This is a genomic window from Nitratireductor sp. CH_MIT9313-5 (assembly GCF_037029545.1).
Classification (GTDB): domain Bacteria; phylum Pseudomonadota; class Alphaproteobacteria; order Rhizobiales; family Rhizobiaceae; genus Chelativorans.
In genome coordinates this window covers 141,037-156,362 of record NZ_JAYMER010000028.1, presented here as the reverse complement: position 1 = coordinate 156,362, position 15,326 = coordinate 141,037, and the positions used below count along the sequence as shown (strand labels likewise).

Sequence of the window (15,326 nt, the reverse complement as noted above, 5' to 3'; positions counted from 1 at the left end):
GGTTCCCGTTTTCGGATCAGCTGTCGGCGATCACGTCCTGGCGCTGGGAGCCAAGACCTTCGATGCCAAGCTCCACGACATCACCAGCTTTCAGATATTGCTGCGGCTTCATGCCCATGCCGACGCCCGGAGGCGTACCGGTGGAGATGATATCGCCTGGATGCAGCGTGAAGAACTGGCTGAGATAGGAGACGACATGTGCGACCCCGTAGACCATCGTATTGGTGGAGCCGTCCTGCATGCGCTTTCCATTGACGTCGAGCCACATGCCAAGATCTTGCGGGTCGGCTACCTCGTCACGGGTCACGAGCCACGGACCGGTCTGGCCGAAATTGTCGCAGGACTTGCCCTTGGTCCACTGGCCTGCACGTTCAGCCTGGAACGCGCGTTCGGACACGTCATTGATGACGCAGTAGCCGGCCACATGGTTGAGCGCATCGGCCTCGGATACATATTTCGCCGACTTGCCGATTACGACGCCGAGCTCGACCTCCCAGTCGGTCTTTTCTGACCCACGCGGAATGATGATCGGGTCATTGGGGCCGCAGATGGCACTGGTGGCCTTCATGAAAATCACAGGCTCCGGCGGCACTTCCGCGCCGGTCTCCGCAGCGTGATCGGAATAGTTGAGGCCGATGCAGATGAACTTGCCCGTGCGGCCAACGCATGCGCCGAGGCGCGGATTGCCGTCAACCACCGGCAGGTCATCCACCTTGATGTCGAGGCTGTCGAGACGGGTCAGAACGTCGCCTGCAATATCATCAACAACGCCGGAAAGGTCACGGATCTTGCCGTCCGCATCCAGAACGCCAGGCTTCTCCGCGCCACGCTCTCCAAAACGTACAAATTTCATGGAAACAAACTCCTTCTACGCGAAAATCAGGTGGTCCAGCCGCCATCGATGGCGTGCAACTGACCAGTTGTGAAGCCAGCCTCGTCGCTGGCGAGGTAGGTGGCGAGTGCCGCGATCTCTTCGGGCTTGCCAAGCCGACCCATGGGCTGGCGTGCAAGGAACGCCTTGCGTGCTGCCTCATAGTCGCCGCCCGCCCGCATGCGATCATCCAGCGAGGGGCTTTCGACCGTGCCGGGGCAGATCGCGTTGCAGCGAATGCCCTTGGCCACGAAATCGGCGGCGACAGACTTTGTAAGGCCCGCAACGGCAGCCTTGGTGGCCGAATAGATGAAGCGGTTCTGCGGTCCGGTGATCGCACCGGCGACCGAAGAAATGTTCACGATCGAACCTGCACCCTTTTCCAGCATGCCCGGCAGCACGGCCTGGATGGTGTGGAACATGGATGTGACATTGAGATCGAAGGCGAAATTCCACTCTTCGTCAGTCGCATCGAGAATGGTGCCGCCATGTACGAAGCCTGCGCAGTTGAACAGCACATCCACCTGACCGATCTCCGCGACAAGCGCCTTGATCGCGCCATTGTCGCGGACGTCGAGACGGCGGCAGGTGATGTTCTCGTGGGAAAGCTCGCCCAGCACCTTCTCGTTAACATCGGTCGCGAAAACCTTTGCGCCTTCCTCAGCCATGCGCAGCGCCGTGGCACGGCCAATACCTTGAGCACTTGCAGTCGCAAGCACCACTTTTCCTTCAAGCCTCTTCATGAACTCTCCCTCAAAAACACCCGTCTCCCAAACCGCTCTGGCCGTGCCGCGAAGTGACAGCACGCAGCGGCGATTGTCGAAAGGACAGACGGATTCAAAAACTCCCGCAACGACACGGACCCCATTTTCGGCTCCGCTTCAAGGTCATCCGGGCCCCAAACCGTACGCTACGGTACGGTAAATGATGGTCCAGACAGACACGCGCCAAATCCAACACCTCACCGATAGAACTGGGTGGGCAGATAAAGTGAGAATGCAGGCACGAATGTTACCAGCAAAAGCACCAGTATGAGCGGCACCAGGAAGGGTGCCGTCGCCTTGAGGCAGCGCTCGAAGCTCACGCCGGAAACCTGCGCCAGCACGTAGAGAACCATCCCGACCGGCGGTGTCAAAAGACCGAGCATCAGGTTCAGGACCACGACAATCCCCAGATGCACCGGATCGATGCCCACTTGCTGTGCGATGGGAAGCAGCACCGGCACGAGGATGGTGATTGCTGCTATCGTCTCCATGAAAAGCCCGAGCGCGAGCACGATCAGCGTGATGAATATCAATATGACCTGCGGGTTCTGCGAGATGGACAGCAGGAATTCGCCCAAACCATTGGCCACCTGGTTTGCGGTCAGTATCCACGCGAAAATCGTGGCTGCCGCGACGATCAGAAGAATCGCGGCAGATGTTTCAATCGTATCGATCGACACACGCAGAATGTGCCGCCATGTCAGCGACCGGTAGACGAATAGGCCGAGGCAAAGCGCATATGCCGCTGCAGCGACCGCAGCTTCGGTAGGTGTGAACAGGCCCGAAACGATGCCACCAACAATGATGACCGGCGTGAGCAACGGCAGGAAGGCTTGCAGAAAGGAGGCAAGCACCAGCGCCGGGCGGAAGACCAGGTCGCGCGGATAGTCGCGCCGCCAAGCATACCACGCCACCATGATCATCAGCGCCACCGCCATCATAAGCCCGGGCACAAGGCCCGCGGCAAAGAGTTCGCCGATGGAGGCGGAGGCCATGACGCCATAGATGACGAGCGGAAGCGAGGGTGGGATGATCGGACCGATGGTCGAACTGGCGGCGGTCACGCCAACTGCGAAATCCGTGTCATAGCCCGCATCACGCATCGCCTTGATCTCGATGGTGCCAAGGCCACCGGCATCGGCAACAGCAGCACCCGACATGCCTGCGAAGATGACCGAGGCGCCTACATTGACATGCCCGAGCCCGCCGGGCGCCCACCCCACCAGCGCACGCGCGAAAGTGAAGATGCGTTCGGTAATGCCGGCCGAATTCATCAGATGGCCAGCAAGAATGAAGAAGGGTATCGCCAATAGAGGAAAGCTGTCGACGCCATTGATCATGTTGTGGACCACCACGACGTTCGGCAGCCCTTCCAGAATGATATAGACGGCGGACGCACTTGCGAGAGACAGCGCAACCGGCATGCCCAGCACGAGGAGCAGGGCGAGCAGAACAAACATTACAAGGAGCGACATCGGGTCAGATCTCGACGGTTGCGGTTGAGTTGACCTCATCCGCCACCTCTTGCGCGCTGCGGGTGAGCGTGCGCCAGAGCTGTTGGAGGCTGATGATGGTCATGATGAAGAGCGACGCTGCAACGAGGCTGTAGAGATAGGCCTTGGAGATGTTGAGCGAGATCATCTTCTGGTGGCTCGTGCGCTGCGCAAGCTCTACGGTGAACCAGGCGGCATAGCCAAGAAAGAGCGATGAACCGGCGTGAACGACGCTTAGCGCCGCCTTCACCTTCGGTGGAGACATACGCTGATGAAGAAAGGTCAGGGCGATGTGGCTGCCTTTTCTCAGGCCCGTGATTGCGCCGACAAAGCAAAGCACCACGAGGAAATAGCGGGCCGCCTCTTCGGTCCAGCCAAGAGAATTGTTCAGAACATAGCGTGTGAAGAACTGGGCCAGCACGATTGCGAATAGCGCCCAGAAGATCAGGAGCGCGGGAATGTCGGCCTTACTGATGTCGCTGATGTCGTCGGACATTTCCGCTTCCGCGAAATCATCCTTCAGCCGTTCGGTGTCGAGGGTCATGAAGTGCCGCCTCAATTGATGGGCGCCGGGCCGCAAGTATGCGGCCCGGGCTGCTGATCACTCTGCGTCCGGGATCGCCTGAAGGCGCTCATAGATGGACGGTTCCCAAGGCATGTCGTCGCCCACCAGTGCCGGTTCGACCATTTCCTGGAAGGGCTTGCGATCAACCTCGTGAACGTTCAGGCCTTCGCCGCGGAACCAGTCTGCAAGGCTTTCTTCCTGGGACAGGATTTCCTGCGACGCCCAATCGGCAGCGTCCTGCAGCACTTCAGTCAGCGTGGCGAGATCTTCTTCAGCAAGGCTTGCCATTCGCATACCCGAGATGACGGTAACCAGCGAATTCACCACATGACCGGTGAGGCTGATATCGGACTGAACCTCGTAGAATTTCTTGAATTTGATTGTTGGCAGCGGGTTTTCCTGAGCATCGACAACACCCTGCTGCAGTGCCAGGTAGACTTCCGAGAAAGCCATCGGCGTCGGGTTCGCACCCGTTGCCTGGGGGAAGAGCATATAGGCCGGTGCGTTGGGAACGCGGATTTTCAGACCCTTCATGTCTTCCGGTGTCTTGATGGCCTTGTTGGCGGTCACGTGGCGCGCACCGTAATAGGTGAGTGCGACGATGGAATTGCCTGAGGCGTTCTTGTAGCCCTCGGAGAGCTCCTTGAAGAGATCGCTCTGGCCATAGGCTTTCCAGTGGGCATAGCCGCGCAGCGTGAAGGGAAAGTCGGAAATGGCCAGAGGGCCATAAACCGCCGATGCAAAGCCTGCGCCGGTGTAGATGATGTCCACCGTGCCCAACGACAGCCCTTCATTCAGCGCATCTTCCTTTCCGAGAGAAGAGGCGGGAAAGACCTCGATCTGATAGCGTCCGTCAGTGCGTTCTTCGAACGCTTCGGCGGCCTTCAAGGCAGCTTCATGATAGGGTGTGCCTACCTCGTAGACATGAGCATATTTGAGCTTTTCGGCCGCATTGGCGCCGAATGCCACGAGTGTCACGGCCACAGTCGCGGCTAGTCGAGTGAAAGATTTCATCTTGCTCCTCCGGTTTCAAATTCGATCTTTTCGGGATCAGGATGCAACGCGGCAGCGGGCATGCCTTGCCCGCTTTCTCGGTGCCACATGACGCATGTTTCCTCCCGCGCCACGTGCTTTGCGCAGTGGCGGCTGAATGTTGCACCGAGTGCGCAGAAGTCCATGCATTCGCGTGCCTGAAAATTGCATTTCTGTGCTATCGCAGCGCGCAAGAGCGCCCCGGTCCCGATCTGCGCCAGTCATTCCTGTTGCTCCTCAAGCCGCCATGCGGTGCGCGGCATCAAGCTTGATCCAATCGAAAGTCACACCGATGCCTGGTGCATCGGGCGCCACGGCGAGACCTTCTTCCAGCACAAGCGGGCGCGTGGTGTATTCGTCGATGGGGAAGGAATGGATTTCGATATAGCCCGCATTTGACTGGGCTGAGACGAGGCTGACATGCAGCTCCTGCATGCCGTGGCTGCAAACGGGAAGCCCATGTTTGCGCGAGAGTTCCGCTACGCGCATGAACCCCGTTACACCGCCGCAATTCGAAGCATCGGGCTGGATGAAGGACAGACCGGCGTCAGCGAAGGCATATTCGAATTCGTGGATCGTGTGCAGGTTCTCGCCCATGGCGAGCGGCACATCGGTCTCCCGCGCTATCCGCGCATATGACTTGTAGTCATCGGGGATGATCGGCTCTTCGAACCAGGTGATGTCATAGGGCTTGAAGGCTTTGGCTGCGGCAATCGCCTCATCGACGCTCATGGAATAATTGGCGTCCACCATGAATTTGACATCGGGTCCGATCAATTCGCGCACGGCCTTCACGCGCGCCACATCATCTGCAAGGTCCGGCTGACCGACCTTGATCTTTACCGCTTTCGCACCACGGGCGAGGTAGGAGCGGATGCTGTCGAGAAGCTTGGGCAGCGGGAAATTGAGATCGATGCCGCCGCAATAGGCACGGCAGCGGTCGGAAGCGCCACCGGCCATCTTCCACAAAGGCAGTCCTTCACGCTTTCCCCGCGCGTCCCAAAGCGCGATATCGACTGCCGAAATGGCGAAGGACGCGATACCGCCCCGGCCGACATAGTGGATATGCCACTGCATCTCGTCATATAGCGCGTCAATATCAGTGCCATCCCGCCCGATAAGCATAGGCTTCAGGTCATGCTCGATCATGGCCAGGATCGAATGGCCACCCTTGCCACCGGTATAGGTATAGCCCGTGCCTTCGCTTCCATCCGAGAACCGCAGCGTCACGGTAATCAACTCGAAATGCGTATGATCGCCATGTTTGGCATCGGTCAGGACTTCAGCCAGAGGCACAGCGAAACGCTGCGCTTCAAGCGACTTGATCTTGGCCATTTCAGTTTTCCTTGGGAGATGCCACAGGACCGCTCATGCGTGACTGCAGCAGAATGACGATGAAGAGGAAGGCGCCGCGGATGACCATCTGCCAGTAGGCGCTGAGGCTGATCGTGCCGCGTCCGTTCTCGAAATTGAGGATGTTGAAGACAAGGCCAAGCAGCAGCGCTCCGGCAATGGTCGCGGGGACCGAGCCAAGGCCGCCGGTCAGAAGCGTGCCGCCAACCACTACCGATGCGATGGCCGAAAGCTCCCAGCCGATCCCTTCCAAAGGCTGCCCCGCTCCGAAACCGGAGGCGAGAAACACACCGGCCAGGCCCGCACAGCCGCCGCTCAGGACATAGACGAAGAACTTGGCGCGGTTGACATTGAGCCCCATCAGTTTCGATGCGTCCTCCGAACCGCCAATGGCAAGCACCGTGCGGCCAAGCGAAGTGTGTTCGAGCACCACCCACAAAATGACGGCCACCAATGCCACGATCACGATGGCCCAAGGGAAGATGCCAAAGGCTTTCTCCATGCCCAGCTTTGTAAAGTTGGACGTCCAGTCGATGGAGACGGTCTGTGCGCCGGAGATGATCAGTGCCCCGCCCTTGGCACCCAGCATGGTGGCAAGGGTTGCGATAAAGGGAGGGATGCGCATGGCGACCACGAAGAAGCCGTTCAGTAGGCCGATCGCGGCACCGGCCAGAATGCCGCCGGGAAGAGCAACTTCGATGCCATAGGGCGAGAGATAGGCCGCAACCACCGAGGTAAAGGCTGCAACAGAACCCACCGACAGGTCGATCCCGCCTGTCATGATGACAAAGCACATGCCGATGGAAATGAGGATGAACATCGCATTGTAATTGAGGAAGGACGCGATGTTGTAGGCGCTGCCGAAATTCTCGTAGCGCAGCAGGCCGAACAGTATGAGCGCGATCAGCGCGACAAAGACGCCCGTGGTCTGGGCATTGCCGGTGAGATAGCGGCGCAGGTCGAAAGCGGATTGGTCGAGCATGATCTATTCCTTCCGGCCCTGCTGCAGATAGACGGCGGCAATGATGATGCCGGCCTTGGCGACGAGTGCCACCTCGTCGGCCACGCCATTGGCTAGCAGCGTGTATTTGACGAGCTGGATGATGACCGCGCCGAGGATCGCACCGAAGATCGGCGCGCGTCCGCCCTGGAGCAGCGCACCGCCCACGACGGCCGCGGCGATCGCATCAAGCTCCATGAGATTGCCGATGCGCGCGGCATCGGAAGCGGAATTGATGGCGACGACGATGAGGCCAGCAATGCCTGCAAGCCCGGCGCAAAGCACATAGGCGCCGATTTTCACCCGCCGGACCGGAGCACCGGCAAGGCGCGCAGCCGTCTCATTCCCGCCAATGGCAAGCAGGTAGCGCCCGAAAAGCGAGCGATGGACGAGCCACCAGATCACGCAGGCAATGGCAATCACCAGCCAACCCTGGAAGGGCAGACCGAGGATCTTGCCCGTGCCCAGATAGCTGAAGCCCTTGTGCGAGAAGGTCTGCAGGTTTCCGTTGGTCAGAACCTGTGCGATGCCGCGACCGGAGATGAACAGGATCAATGTTGCAATGATCGGCTGCACATTGAGGAAGCTGACGAGCGAACCGTTGAACAATCCGCAAAGCAGCGCCACCAGCACCGGCACCACGAAGGCGGCGGCCAGACCGAGCATCGGATAGGCTTCCGCAAAGGATGAAGTGAAGATCAGCGGCGCCAATGCACCGGCCAGCGCCATGACCGCGCCAACGGACAGGTCGATGCCGCCGGTGGCAATGACAAGCGTCATGCCAACCGCCACGACCGCGATGGTCGCGACCTGGCTGATATTCACGAAAAAGGTCTGCGGATGCAGGAAGTTCGGCGTGAAGGCGATGTTGAACAGGATGATGGCGATGAGCGCGATCAGTCCGCCATTGCGTTTAGCGAATCCCATAAGGCTCTCGATCTGCAGAACACCCTTTTCGGCAGGGCTTGCTTCCGTGGCGCTCATGCTGGCCCCCTTTCCTCGTGATGCGCCATGGCGGCGACAAGGGCGTCTTCGGTGATGCCGGGATTGGTGAGCTCTGCCACAGAACGTCCGTCCTGAAGCACGGTGATGCGGTCGGCCCCCTCGACCAGTTCCTCGAACTCCGAGCTGATGAGCAGCACGGCTCCGCCTTCGGCCACGTAATCGCGAATGATGGTCTGGATCTCGAGCTTCGCGCCCACATCGACACCGCGGGTCGGCTCGTCGAGAATGAGAAGTTCAGGTTCGTTGGCGAGCCAACGTGCAAGCAAGACCTTTTGCTGATTGCCGCCCGACAGCTCCTTGATCGGCTGCTCCATCGAGGCGGTCTTGATGCCGAGCGCCTTGATGTAGCGGGCGACGATCTCCCGCTCACGCTTGCGATCAATGCCACCGCCTTTGCGAAGCCGGGGCAGCAAGGCCAGCGTGAGGTTTTCGCGCACGGACATGTCGGGCACGATCCCTTCGGCCTTGCGGTCTTCGGTGAGAAAGCCGATCCCGCCCTTGATCGCATCTGCCGCCGATGCGGGAGCCTTGGCGGACCTGGCGAACCGGATCTCGCCCTTGTCGAGCTTGTCGAGGCCGAAAATCGCGCGCGCGGTTTCGGTTCGCCCTGAGCCCAGAAGCCCGCCCAGCCCGACGATTTCGCCCCGTCTGATTTCCAGTGAAACGTCACGCAGCGCGCGGCCAGAGCCAATCGAATTGGCAACAAGAAGCGCTTCGCCCGGCGCGCGGCTTTCGCCACCAAGGCCGGTCATGCCTGCTGATGCAATTTCATCTGCATTGCGGCCGAGCATGTCTGCGATCAGGCCGAGCTTGGTGCTGTCGGCGATATTTCGAACTGCCACCGTCTGCCCGTCACGCATGACGGTGGCGCGGTCACAGATGGCAAAGAGCTCGTCGAGAAAGTGGGAAATGTAGAGAACGGCAACGCCCTCACGCTTCAATGCGCGCACCACCTCGAAAAGGGTCGCAACTTCGCGGTCATCGAGCGATGATGTCGGCTCGTCCATGATGACAAGGCGCGCATCAAGCGACACCGCACGGGCGATGGCCACAAGCTGCTGGATCGCGGTAGAATAGGAACCAAGCGGCTGCCGGACGTCGATATCGACACCGAAGCGCTGCAGAATTTCGCGTGTGCGGGCATGGGCCTTCGGCCAGTCGATCAGCCCGCCAAAGCGGCGTGGCTCATAGCCCATAACGACATTTTCGGTGACGGAGCGCAACGGGACCAGATTCAATTCCTGATAGATGGTAGCGATGCCTGCGTCCTGGGCCTCGCGCGGACTTCCGGCCGCAAGGTCCTTGCCATCAAACATCACTGTGCCCGCATCGCGGCGATAGACCCCGGTCAGGATCTTCACCAGTGTCGACTTGCCGGCACCATTCTGGCCGATGATCGCGTGGACCTCGCCCGGCTCGATCTCAAGCCCTGCGCCTTTGAGCGCCGCGACACCGGCGAAGGATTTCGAAATGCCGCGCATGCTGACGAGCGGTGTCATCGCTTTTCCCCGACTGGAAGTAAAAAAGGCCCGGGAAGCCGGGAGGGACTGTCCCGGGCCAGCGGAGGATCAGTACGCTTCGTCGATGTGATCGGCGGCGTTGTCCTTGGTGAAGATGCGGTCTTCCACCTGCACCCAATGCTCGATCTCTTCACCCGCGGCGTAGCGCTTCATGACTTCGCAGGCGAGCGGGCCGAAGAAGGGGGAACTCTCGACCGTTACGCCCATCTTGCCGTCGATGATGGCCTGAAGGGCATCCCGCGTGCCGTCGATGGAAACAACCAGAACATCTTCGCCCGGCTTGCGGCCGGCAAGCTCCAGCGCCTGGATTGCGCCGATGGCCATCTCGTCATTGTGGGCATAGACAATGTTCACGTCCGGATGGGCCTGAAGCAGCGTTTCCATGACCTGACGGCCTTGATCGCGCGCAAAGTCACCGGACTGCGAAGCAACGATTTCAAAGCGCTCATCCTGCAGGATGCGGTCGTCGAAGCCCTTCTTGCGATCATTTGCTGGAGAAGAACCCGTGGTGCCTTCGAGTTCAACGATGACGCCCTTGTCGCCGTCGAAATTCTCGATCACCCATTCGGCCACGCGCTTGCCCTGGTCAATGAAGTCGGAGCCAAGGAAGGCAACAAAGTGATCGCCCGGTTTTGCAACGGCCGGATCAACCGAGCGGTCCACGAGGAAGGTCGGGATGCCGGCGGCCTTGGCCTTCATCACTGCCGGAATGAGCGGCTTTTCCTCGCGCGGCGGCAGAAAGAGAACGTCGATGCCCTGTGCGATCATGGAATCCACGTCAGCGACCTGCTTGGCCGCAGAACCGGCAGCATCCGTGGCAACGAGGTCCCAGTTGCAGGATTCGGCCGTGTCGTGGAACGACTTGGTCTCGGCAATGCGCCAGGGATTGTTGCTCTCCATCTGCGCAAAGCCGACCTTGTAGCGCTCTTTCTGTTCAAGCGGCGGTGGCTCCGCACTTGCAGCGCCAAGGCCCAGGAATATCCCGGCAATGGCTGCCGAGCACATGAGAATCCGTCGGTTCATCGTCATTTCCTCCTCCACAAGATGCGGCTCCTTCGCCGCAATAGAGAACCGGGATCAGCCCCAGTTCAGATAGGTTGTCTGCTTGCGCAAATAGCCGTCGAAACCGTATTTCCCGTCCTCACCGCCCAGACCCGACTGGCCCCAGCCGGAATGGAAGGCCTGAACCTGCTCGCCATTTGAACGGTTGAGATAGAGCTCGCCGAATTTGAGCGCGTAGGGGCTCTTCATCAGGCGGCGATGGTCGCGGGTGAAGACGTAAGCCGACAGCCCATAGACCGTGTCATTGGCAAGTCGTGCCGCTTCCTCGAAGCTGTCGACGCGCAATGCGGGTGCGACCGGACCGAACACCTCTTCCTGGATCAGCGGAGAGGTGTTTTCCGTGACTTCCAGAACCGTTGGCGAATACCAGTGTCCCTTGGCAAAATTGCCCTCGCGCAGCGGCCCGCCTTCCAGAAGAAGCTCAGCGCCCGCGCGACGTGCACGGCCGACCATCTCTTCGATCTTGGCAACTTCAACGCCGCTGACCTTCGGCCCCATATCGGGATCGTCCATCGGATTGCCGATGGAGATGGCGCGGGATCGGGCGACGAATTTCTCCAGAAACTCGTCCGCAATGGCACGATGCAGATACATGCGTTCGTTGCAGGTGCAGATCTGGCCGCAATTAGTGTAGCGCGCAGTGACCGCCGCATCGACCGCGCGGTCTATATCGGCGTCATCCATCACGATGAAGGGAGCCTTGCCGCCAAGTTCCAGCCGGAGAACCTTCAACGTGTCGGCAGCGGCTGCATAGATCTGCTTGCCGGCGCGCGTGCTGCCGGTCATGGTCACGAGGCCGGTGTCGCGGCTTTCCACCAGAGCCTGTCCAACCACCGGACCGCGACCGGTGACAACATTGAAGACCCCGTCAGGCAGCCCCGTCTCTTTTGCCAGATGGGCAAGGAAAAGGCCGGAAATTGGCGTGATCTCGTGGGAGAGCAGAACGAATGTGTTGCCTGCCACCAAGGCAGGCGCCAGCTTGCGTGCGGCAAGGGCTGCCGGATAGTTCCACGCCGTCAGGCCAACCACCACGCCATAGGGATGGCGGCGGATATGGATTTCCTCATCCACATTGTCCGACGAAATGATGTCGCCTTCGATGCGGCGCGCAGCACCTGCATGGTGGCGCAGGAACATCAGAACCGCGCCGACTTCGCCGCGCGCCTGACTGATCGGCTTGCCCTGCTCCAGCGTTAGGATACGTGCGAGCGCCTCGGCATGCTCCTCGACCTTGTCTGCAAGTGCCAGTACCGCCTCACCGCGCTTGATCGCAGGCAATGCCGCCCAGGACGGCTGCGCCCGTTTTGCCGCAGCAAGTGCGGCATGTGCGTCCTCTGCGCCGCCCTCGGGAATGGTGGCAATCACCTCCTCGGTCGCGGGGTTCTCGACCGTAATCACAGCCTGTGCGGAACCGGAGGTCCACTGACCGCCGATGAACATGGCGCCACGGATCACACTGCCACTGTCCAGATCAAACCGCAAAGCCCGCTCCTTTTGTCGTACCAAACTTGAGCGCAAAATAGATTTGATGATTTTACAGAGTCAAGCGAAAATCGCTAAAAATGGCGCACTCTGTCGTTTGACTTATGTATTCCGGGCAAGAAACCGGTTGATTTCGCCCGTCAAAACACCGAATATTATGACAGATGGTTCGACCAAAAGGCTGTGTTTGATGGATCAAATTGAGGCGGCACGCCCTGCTTCGGGCGGCAGAGCGGCGGACTGGGTGGTGTCGCAGATCGAGGATGACATCCTCTCTGGTGTGCTGGAAAACGGCACGCCCCTGCCGGCGGAACGCGAATTGATGGAGCGCTTCAAGACCTCCCGCACCGTCGTGCGCGAGGCGATCACCACGCTTTCCAGTCGCGGGCTGATCGACGCGAAGCCCCGCTTTCGGCCCGTCGTGCGCAAGCCCGGCTTTGATACCGCGCTGTCGTCAGTGGGCAGCATCGTGAAGCTTCTGCTTGCAGAGACGCGTGGCGTGAAGACGCTCTACGAAAGCCGCGTTTTCGTGGAGCGCGCGCTGGTGCGTGATGCGGCCCGTGCCGCCACGCGTAAGGACATCGACGACCTGCGCGAAGCGCTCGCGGCGAACCAGAACAGCATCTCCGACTCCGAGGAATTCTATCGCACCGACACTGCCTTTCACGGCGTGCTCTACCGCGTGCCACGCAATCCGATATTCCCGGCAGTCCATGAAGCCTACACCTCGTGGCTCGCGCCGCATTGGGAGCGCATGCCGCGCTCGCCCGAGCGCAACCGCGTGAACTTCATGAGCCACAAGGCCATCTTCGACGCCATTGTTGAACGGGATGCAGATGCCGCAGAGGAGGCTCTCGAAACCCATCTCAAGGCGGCATGGGAATATGTCCGCGTCACCTTCGAGCTTGAGGAATAGGCGGCAGCAACGGATGAGTTACGATTTCATAGTTGTCGGAGGCGGTGCCTCCGGTTGCGTGGCGGCTGCGCGGCTGGCGCGAAGCGGTGCGCGCACCCTTCTTCTGGAGGCTGGGCCCTCCCATCGCCATCCGCTTCTCGACATGCCGCCGGGCATCTTCAAGATGATCAATGGCTGCAAGTTCATGCGCTATCACAAGACGGTGCCGCAGGCGCATCTTGGCGGGCGTTCGCACGAAATCGCGCAGGGGCATGTTCTGGGCGGCGGTTCCTCCGTCAATGCGCAGGTCTATATGCGCGGCCGCCCGTCCGACTATGACGAGTGGCAGCAGCTTCTGGGCAGCAGCAATGACAATCCCGGCTGGGGCTGGAAAGATGTCCTGCCGCATTTCACCGGCATGGAAGCCAACAACCGGCTGGCGAATGATCTTCACGGCACCGACGGCCCCCTGTTGGTGTCCGATCCAGGCCATATCGACCAGACTTCACGCTGGTTCGTGCAGGCTGTCCAGAATGCAGGCGAACCTTTCAATCCGGACTTCAACGGCCCCACCCAACGCGGCGTCGGCTTCTACCAGTTCATGAACCGCAATGGCCGGCGCTCCTCGGCGGCCTATGCCTTCATCGAGCCGGAGCGCAACAATCCGAACCTTGAAGTTCGACTCGGCTGCGAAGCGCTTGAGGTGCTGTTCGAGGGTGACCGCGCGACCGGCGTCGCCTATCGCGATGCGAAGGGGATGCGGCGGGAAGCGCGCTGCAGTGGCGAAGTCGTCCTGGCATCCGGTGCACTCGTGACGCCGAAGCTTCTCATGCTTTCGGGCATTGGCCCGGAATTTCATCTGAAGGAGCACGGCATCGTCACTCGCTGCAATCTGCGCGGCGTTGGCCAGAACCTTATCGATCATCCGGAAGTGCCGGTGACTGCGCGGCTGAAGGGTCCGTACGGATATTATCGTCAGGGGGAAGGCTGGCGCATGATCCGCAACGGGCTTCAGTTCAAACTGTTCGGCTCCGGACCTGTCACTTCAGCAGGCGTCGAGGCAGGTGCATTTGTCAATCCAACCGACCCCGACGGCGTTCCGACAGTTCAGGCGTTCTGCGTGCCGATCGTCTATGTCGACCGCGACAGGCGCGAGTTGGTGGAAGACGGTCACGGCCTCACCGTGACAACGGTGGTCGTGAAACCGCGCTCGCGGGGCGAGGTGCGGCTTGCATCCGCCAATCCGCTCGACATGCCCTCTGTCTCTCCCAATCTCCTGAAGGAGGAGGCTGACATGCGGGAGATGATCGAGGGCGTGCGCTTCTTCATTGAAGCCATGCAGAAGAGCCCGCTTGGAAACAAGATCCAGAAATTTGCCCTGCCCGCCTCGACCGACCTTTCCGATGAAGCGCTGCGCGAGCACTGCAAGGCCTTTGTGAAGACGAATTACCATCCGGCTGGCACGGCAAGAATGGGCGCGGAAGGTGATGAGAACGCGGTTCTGGATGCGCGCATGCGTGTGCGCGGCATTCGTTCCTTGCGCGTCTGCGACATGTCGGCCGTGCCAAACATCAATGCAGGAAACACCAACGCGCCTGCCATGATGCTGGGCGACCGCTGCGCTTCGTTCGTGCTTGAAGAGCATGGGGTTTCGCTGCCGGCAAATGAACGCCTCGAAGCGGCCAGATGAAGGCATGTCTGCCCTTGGCATCCACGGTTCAAATGGCTAAATGGGGCGGGTGAGGACGACCTCCCCCGAATTAGGGACTGGCAGTCGGGACGGCCCGGATCAGCAGCAGGAGATCATCATGCGCCGTCCGGCAGACCGTGTGCGCCACGCAGTAAGCTTCGAGGTTATCGGCCTTTCCATCATTACACCGCTCGCCGCCTGGGTTTTCGACAAGCCCATGAGTGATATCGGTGTCATAGCCATTGTCGGTGCCACCATCGCGACGGTTTGGAACTATCTCTACAATCTTGGCTTCGACCACCTGATGGTCTGGCTGCGCGGCAGCGTGCACAAGACGGTAGGCATTCGCGTGGCGCATGCCATCATCTTCGAGGCAGGGCTGCTCATGATGCTTCTGCCCTTCATTGCCTGGCAATTGGAGATCGGGTTCCTGGAAGCGCTGATAATGGATATTTCCTTCGCGCTTTTCTATCTCGTCTACACCTTCGTCTTCAATTGGCTCTACGATGTCATCTTTCCGATCGAGGAGAGAAGTACGGACGAAGCCAGCGAGGATGGTGAGCGCGAAGGGGTTCGCTAAGCTGGTCCAATGGA

14 protein-coding genes are annotated in these 15,326 nt (G+C 60.1%); 3 read left to right on the top strand and 11 right to left on the bottom strand.

Annotation, left to right across the window (positions count from 1 at the left end; translation table 11 throughout):
* Nucleotides 1-16: 16 nt before the first annotated feature.
* From WA367_RS17455 to WA367_RS17405, 11 genes are all read right to left on the bottom strand, one after another.
* Entirely contained in the window at nt 17-853 is an 837-nt protein-coding gene (locus WA367_RS17455; protein ID WP_336058047.1) for a fumarylacetoacetate hydrolase family protein, read from the bottom strand.
* A gap of 26 nt (nt 854-879) precedes the next feature.
* Nucleotides 880-1,614, bottom strand: a complete 735-nt coding sequence (locus WA367_RS17450) for an SDR family oxidoreductase (protein WP_336058046.1) — start codon at nt 1,612-1,614, stop codon at nt 880-882.
* A gap of 218 nt (nt 1,615-1,832) precedes the next feature.
* Nucleotides 1,833-3,110: a TRAP transporter large permease gene (locus tag WA367_RS17445; protein ID WP_336058045.1), complete on the bottom strand. Its 1,278-nt coding sequence runs from the start codon at nt 3,108-3,110 to the stop codon at nt 1,833-1,835.
* Nucleotides 3,111-3,114: 4 nt separating this feature from the next.
* A complete protein-coding gene (locus tag WA367_RS17440; RefSeq protein WP_336058044.1) occupies nt 3,115-3,672 on the bottom strand; it encodes a TRAP transporter small permease in 558 nt (185 codons plus the stop codon).
* Nucleotides 3,673-3,729: 57 nt separating this feature from the next.
* On the bottom strand, nt 3,730-4,707 hold the full coding sequence (locus tag WA367_RS17435) for a sialic acid TRAP transporter substrate-binding protein SiaP (protein ID WP_336058043.1): 978 nt from the start codon (nt 4,705-4,707) through the stop codon (nt 3,730-3,732).
* A 255-nt stretch (nt 4,708-4,962) separates the two neighbouring features.
* The gene (locus WA367_RS17430; protein WP_336058042.1) at nt 4,963-6,060 is read right to left on the bottom strand and encodes a mandelate racemase/muconate lactonizing enzyme family protein; all 1,098 of its coding nucleotides are present in this window, start codon (nt 6,058-6,060) and stop codon (nt 4,963-4,965) included.
* A gap of 1 nt (nt 6,061) precedes the next feature.
* Nucleotides 6,062-7,060 (bottom strand): ABC transporter permease, encoded by a 999-nt coding sequence (locus WA367_RS17425; RefSeq protein WP_036483384.1) that lies wholly within the window; start codon nt 7,058-7,060, stop codon nt 6,062-6,064.
* A gap of 3 nt (nt 7,061-7,063) precedes the next feature.
* Nucleotides 7,064-8,062: an ABC transporter permease gene (locus WA367_RS17420; RefSeq protein WP_336058041.1), complete on the bottom strand. Its 999-nt coding sequence runs from the start codon at nt 8,060-8,062 to the stop codon at nt 7,064-7,066.
* On the bottom strand, nt 8,059-9,582 hold the full coding sequence (locus WA367_RS17415) for a sugar ABC transporter ATP-binding protein (RefSeq protein ID WP_336058040.1): 1,524 nt from the start codon (nt 9,580-9,582) through the stop codon (nt 8,059-8,061). The genes WA367_RS17420 and WA367_RS17415 overlap by 4 nt, the downstream gene beginning before the upstream one ends.
* Nucleotides 9,583-9,651: 69 nt before the next feature.
* Complete coding sequence (locus WA367_RS17410) at nt 9,652-10,632, bottom strand: ABC transporter substrate-binding protein (protein ID WP_442935600.1); 981 nt, start codon at nt 10,630-10,632, stop codon at nt 9,652-9,654.
* Between the two features lie 48 nt (nt 10,633-10,680).
* A complete protein-coding gene (locus tag WA367_RS17405) occupies nt 10,681-12,147 on the bottom strand; it encodes an aldehyde dehydrogenase family protein (RefSeq protein WP_336058039.1) in 1,467 nt (488 codons plus the stop codon).
* 190 nt (nt 12,148-12,337) lie between these two features.
* On the opposite strand from WA367_RS17405, the gene WA367_RS17400 reads away from it, so the two are divergent.
* From WA367_RS17400 to WA367_RS17390, 3 genes are all read left to right on the top strand, one after another.
* On the top strand, nt 12,338-13,063 hold the full coding sequence (locus WA367_RS17400; protein WP_051914224.1) for an FCD domain-containing protein: 726 nt from the start codon (nt 12,338-12,340) through the stop codon (nt 13,061-13,063).
* A gap of 13 nt (nt 13,064-13,076) precedes the next feature.
* Nucleotides 13,077-14,732: a GMC family oxidoreductase gene (locus WA367_RS17395; RefSeq protein ID WP_336058038.1), complete on the top strand. Its 1,656-nt coding sequence runs from the start codon at nt 13,077-13,079 to the stop codon at nt 14,730-14,732.
* 118 nt (nt 14,733-14,850) lie between these two features.
* On the top strand, nt 14,851-15,312 hold the full coding sequence (locus WA367_RS17390) for a PACE efflux transporter (RefSeq protein ID WP_336058037.1): 462 nt from the start codon (nt 14,851-14,853) through the stop codon (nt 15,310-15,312).
* Nucleotides 15,313-15,326 lie beyond the last annotated feature (14 nt).

Bases quoted from the DNA above. Each gene is read 5' to 3' on its own strand.
- WA367_RS17455 (WP_336058047.1), bottom strand. From the start codon at position 853: ATGAAATTTGTACGTTTTGGAGAGCGTGGCGCGGAGAAGCCTGGCGTT.
- WA367_RS17450 (WP_336058046.1), bottom strand. From the start codon at position 1,614: ATGAAGAGGCTTGAAGGAAAAGTGGTGCTTGCGACTGCAAGTGCTCAA.
- WA367_RS17445 (WP_336058045.1), bottom strand. From the start codon at position 3,110: ATGTCGCTCCTTGTAATGTTTGTTCTGCTCGCCCTGCTCCTCGTGCTG.
- WA367_RS17440 (WP_336058044.1), bottom strand. From the start codon at position 3,672: ATGACCCTCGACACCGAACGGCTGAAGGATGATTTCGCGGAAGCGGAA.
- WA367_RS17435 (WP_336058043.1), bottom strand. From the start codon at position 4,707: ATGAAATCTTTCACTCGACTAGCCGCGACTGTGGCCGTGACACTCGTG.
- WA367_RS17430 (WP_336058042.1), bottom strand. From the start codon at position 6,060: ATGGCCAAGATCAAGTCGCTTGAAGCGCAGCGTTTCGCTGTGCCTCTG.
- WA367_RS17425 (WP_036483384.1), bottom strand. From the start codon at position 7,060: ATGCTCGACCAATCCGCTTTCGACCTGCGCCGCTATCTCACCGGCAAT.
- WA367_RS17420 (WP_336058041.1), bottom strand. From the start codon at position 8,062: ATGAGCGCCACGGAAGCAAGCCCTGCCGAAAAGGGTGTTCTGCAGATC.
- WA367_RS17415 (WP_336058040.1), bottom strand. From the start codon at position 9,582: ATGACACCGCTCGTCAGCATGCGCGGCATTTCGAAATCCTTCGCCGGT.
- WA367_RS17410 (WP_442935600.1), bottom strand. From the start codon at position 10,632: ATGACGATGAACCGACGGATTCTCATGTGCTCGGCAGCCATTGCCGGG.
- WA367_RS17400 (WP_051914224.1), top strand. From the start codon at position 12,338: ATGGATCAAATTGAGGCGGCACGCCCTGCTTCGGGCGGCAGAGCGGCG.
- WA367_RS17395 (WP_336058038.1), top strand. From the start codon at position 13,077: ATGAGTTACGATTTCATAGTTGTCGGAGGCGGTGCCTCCGGTTGCGTG.
- WA367_RS17390 (WP_336058037.1), top strand. From the start codon at position 14,851: ATGCGCCGTCCGGCAGACCGTGTGCGCCACGCAGTAAGCTTCGAGGTT.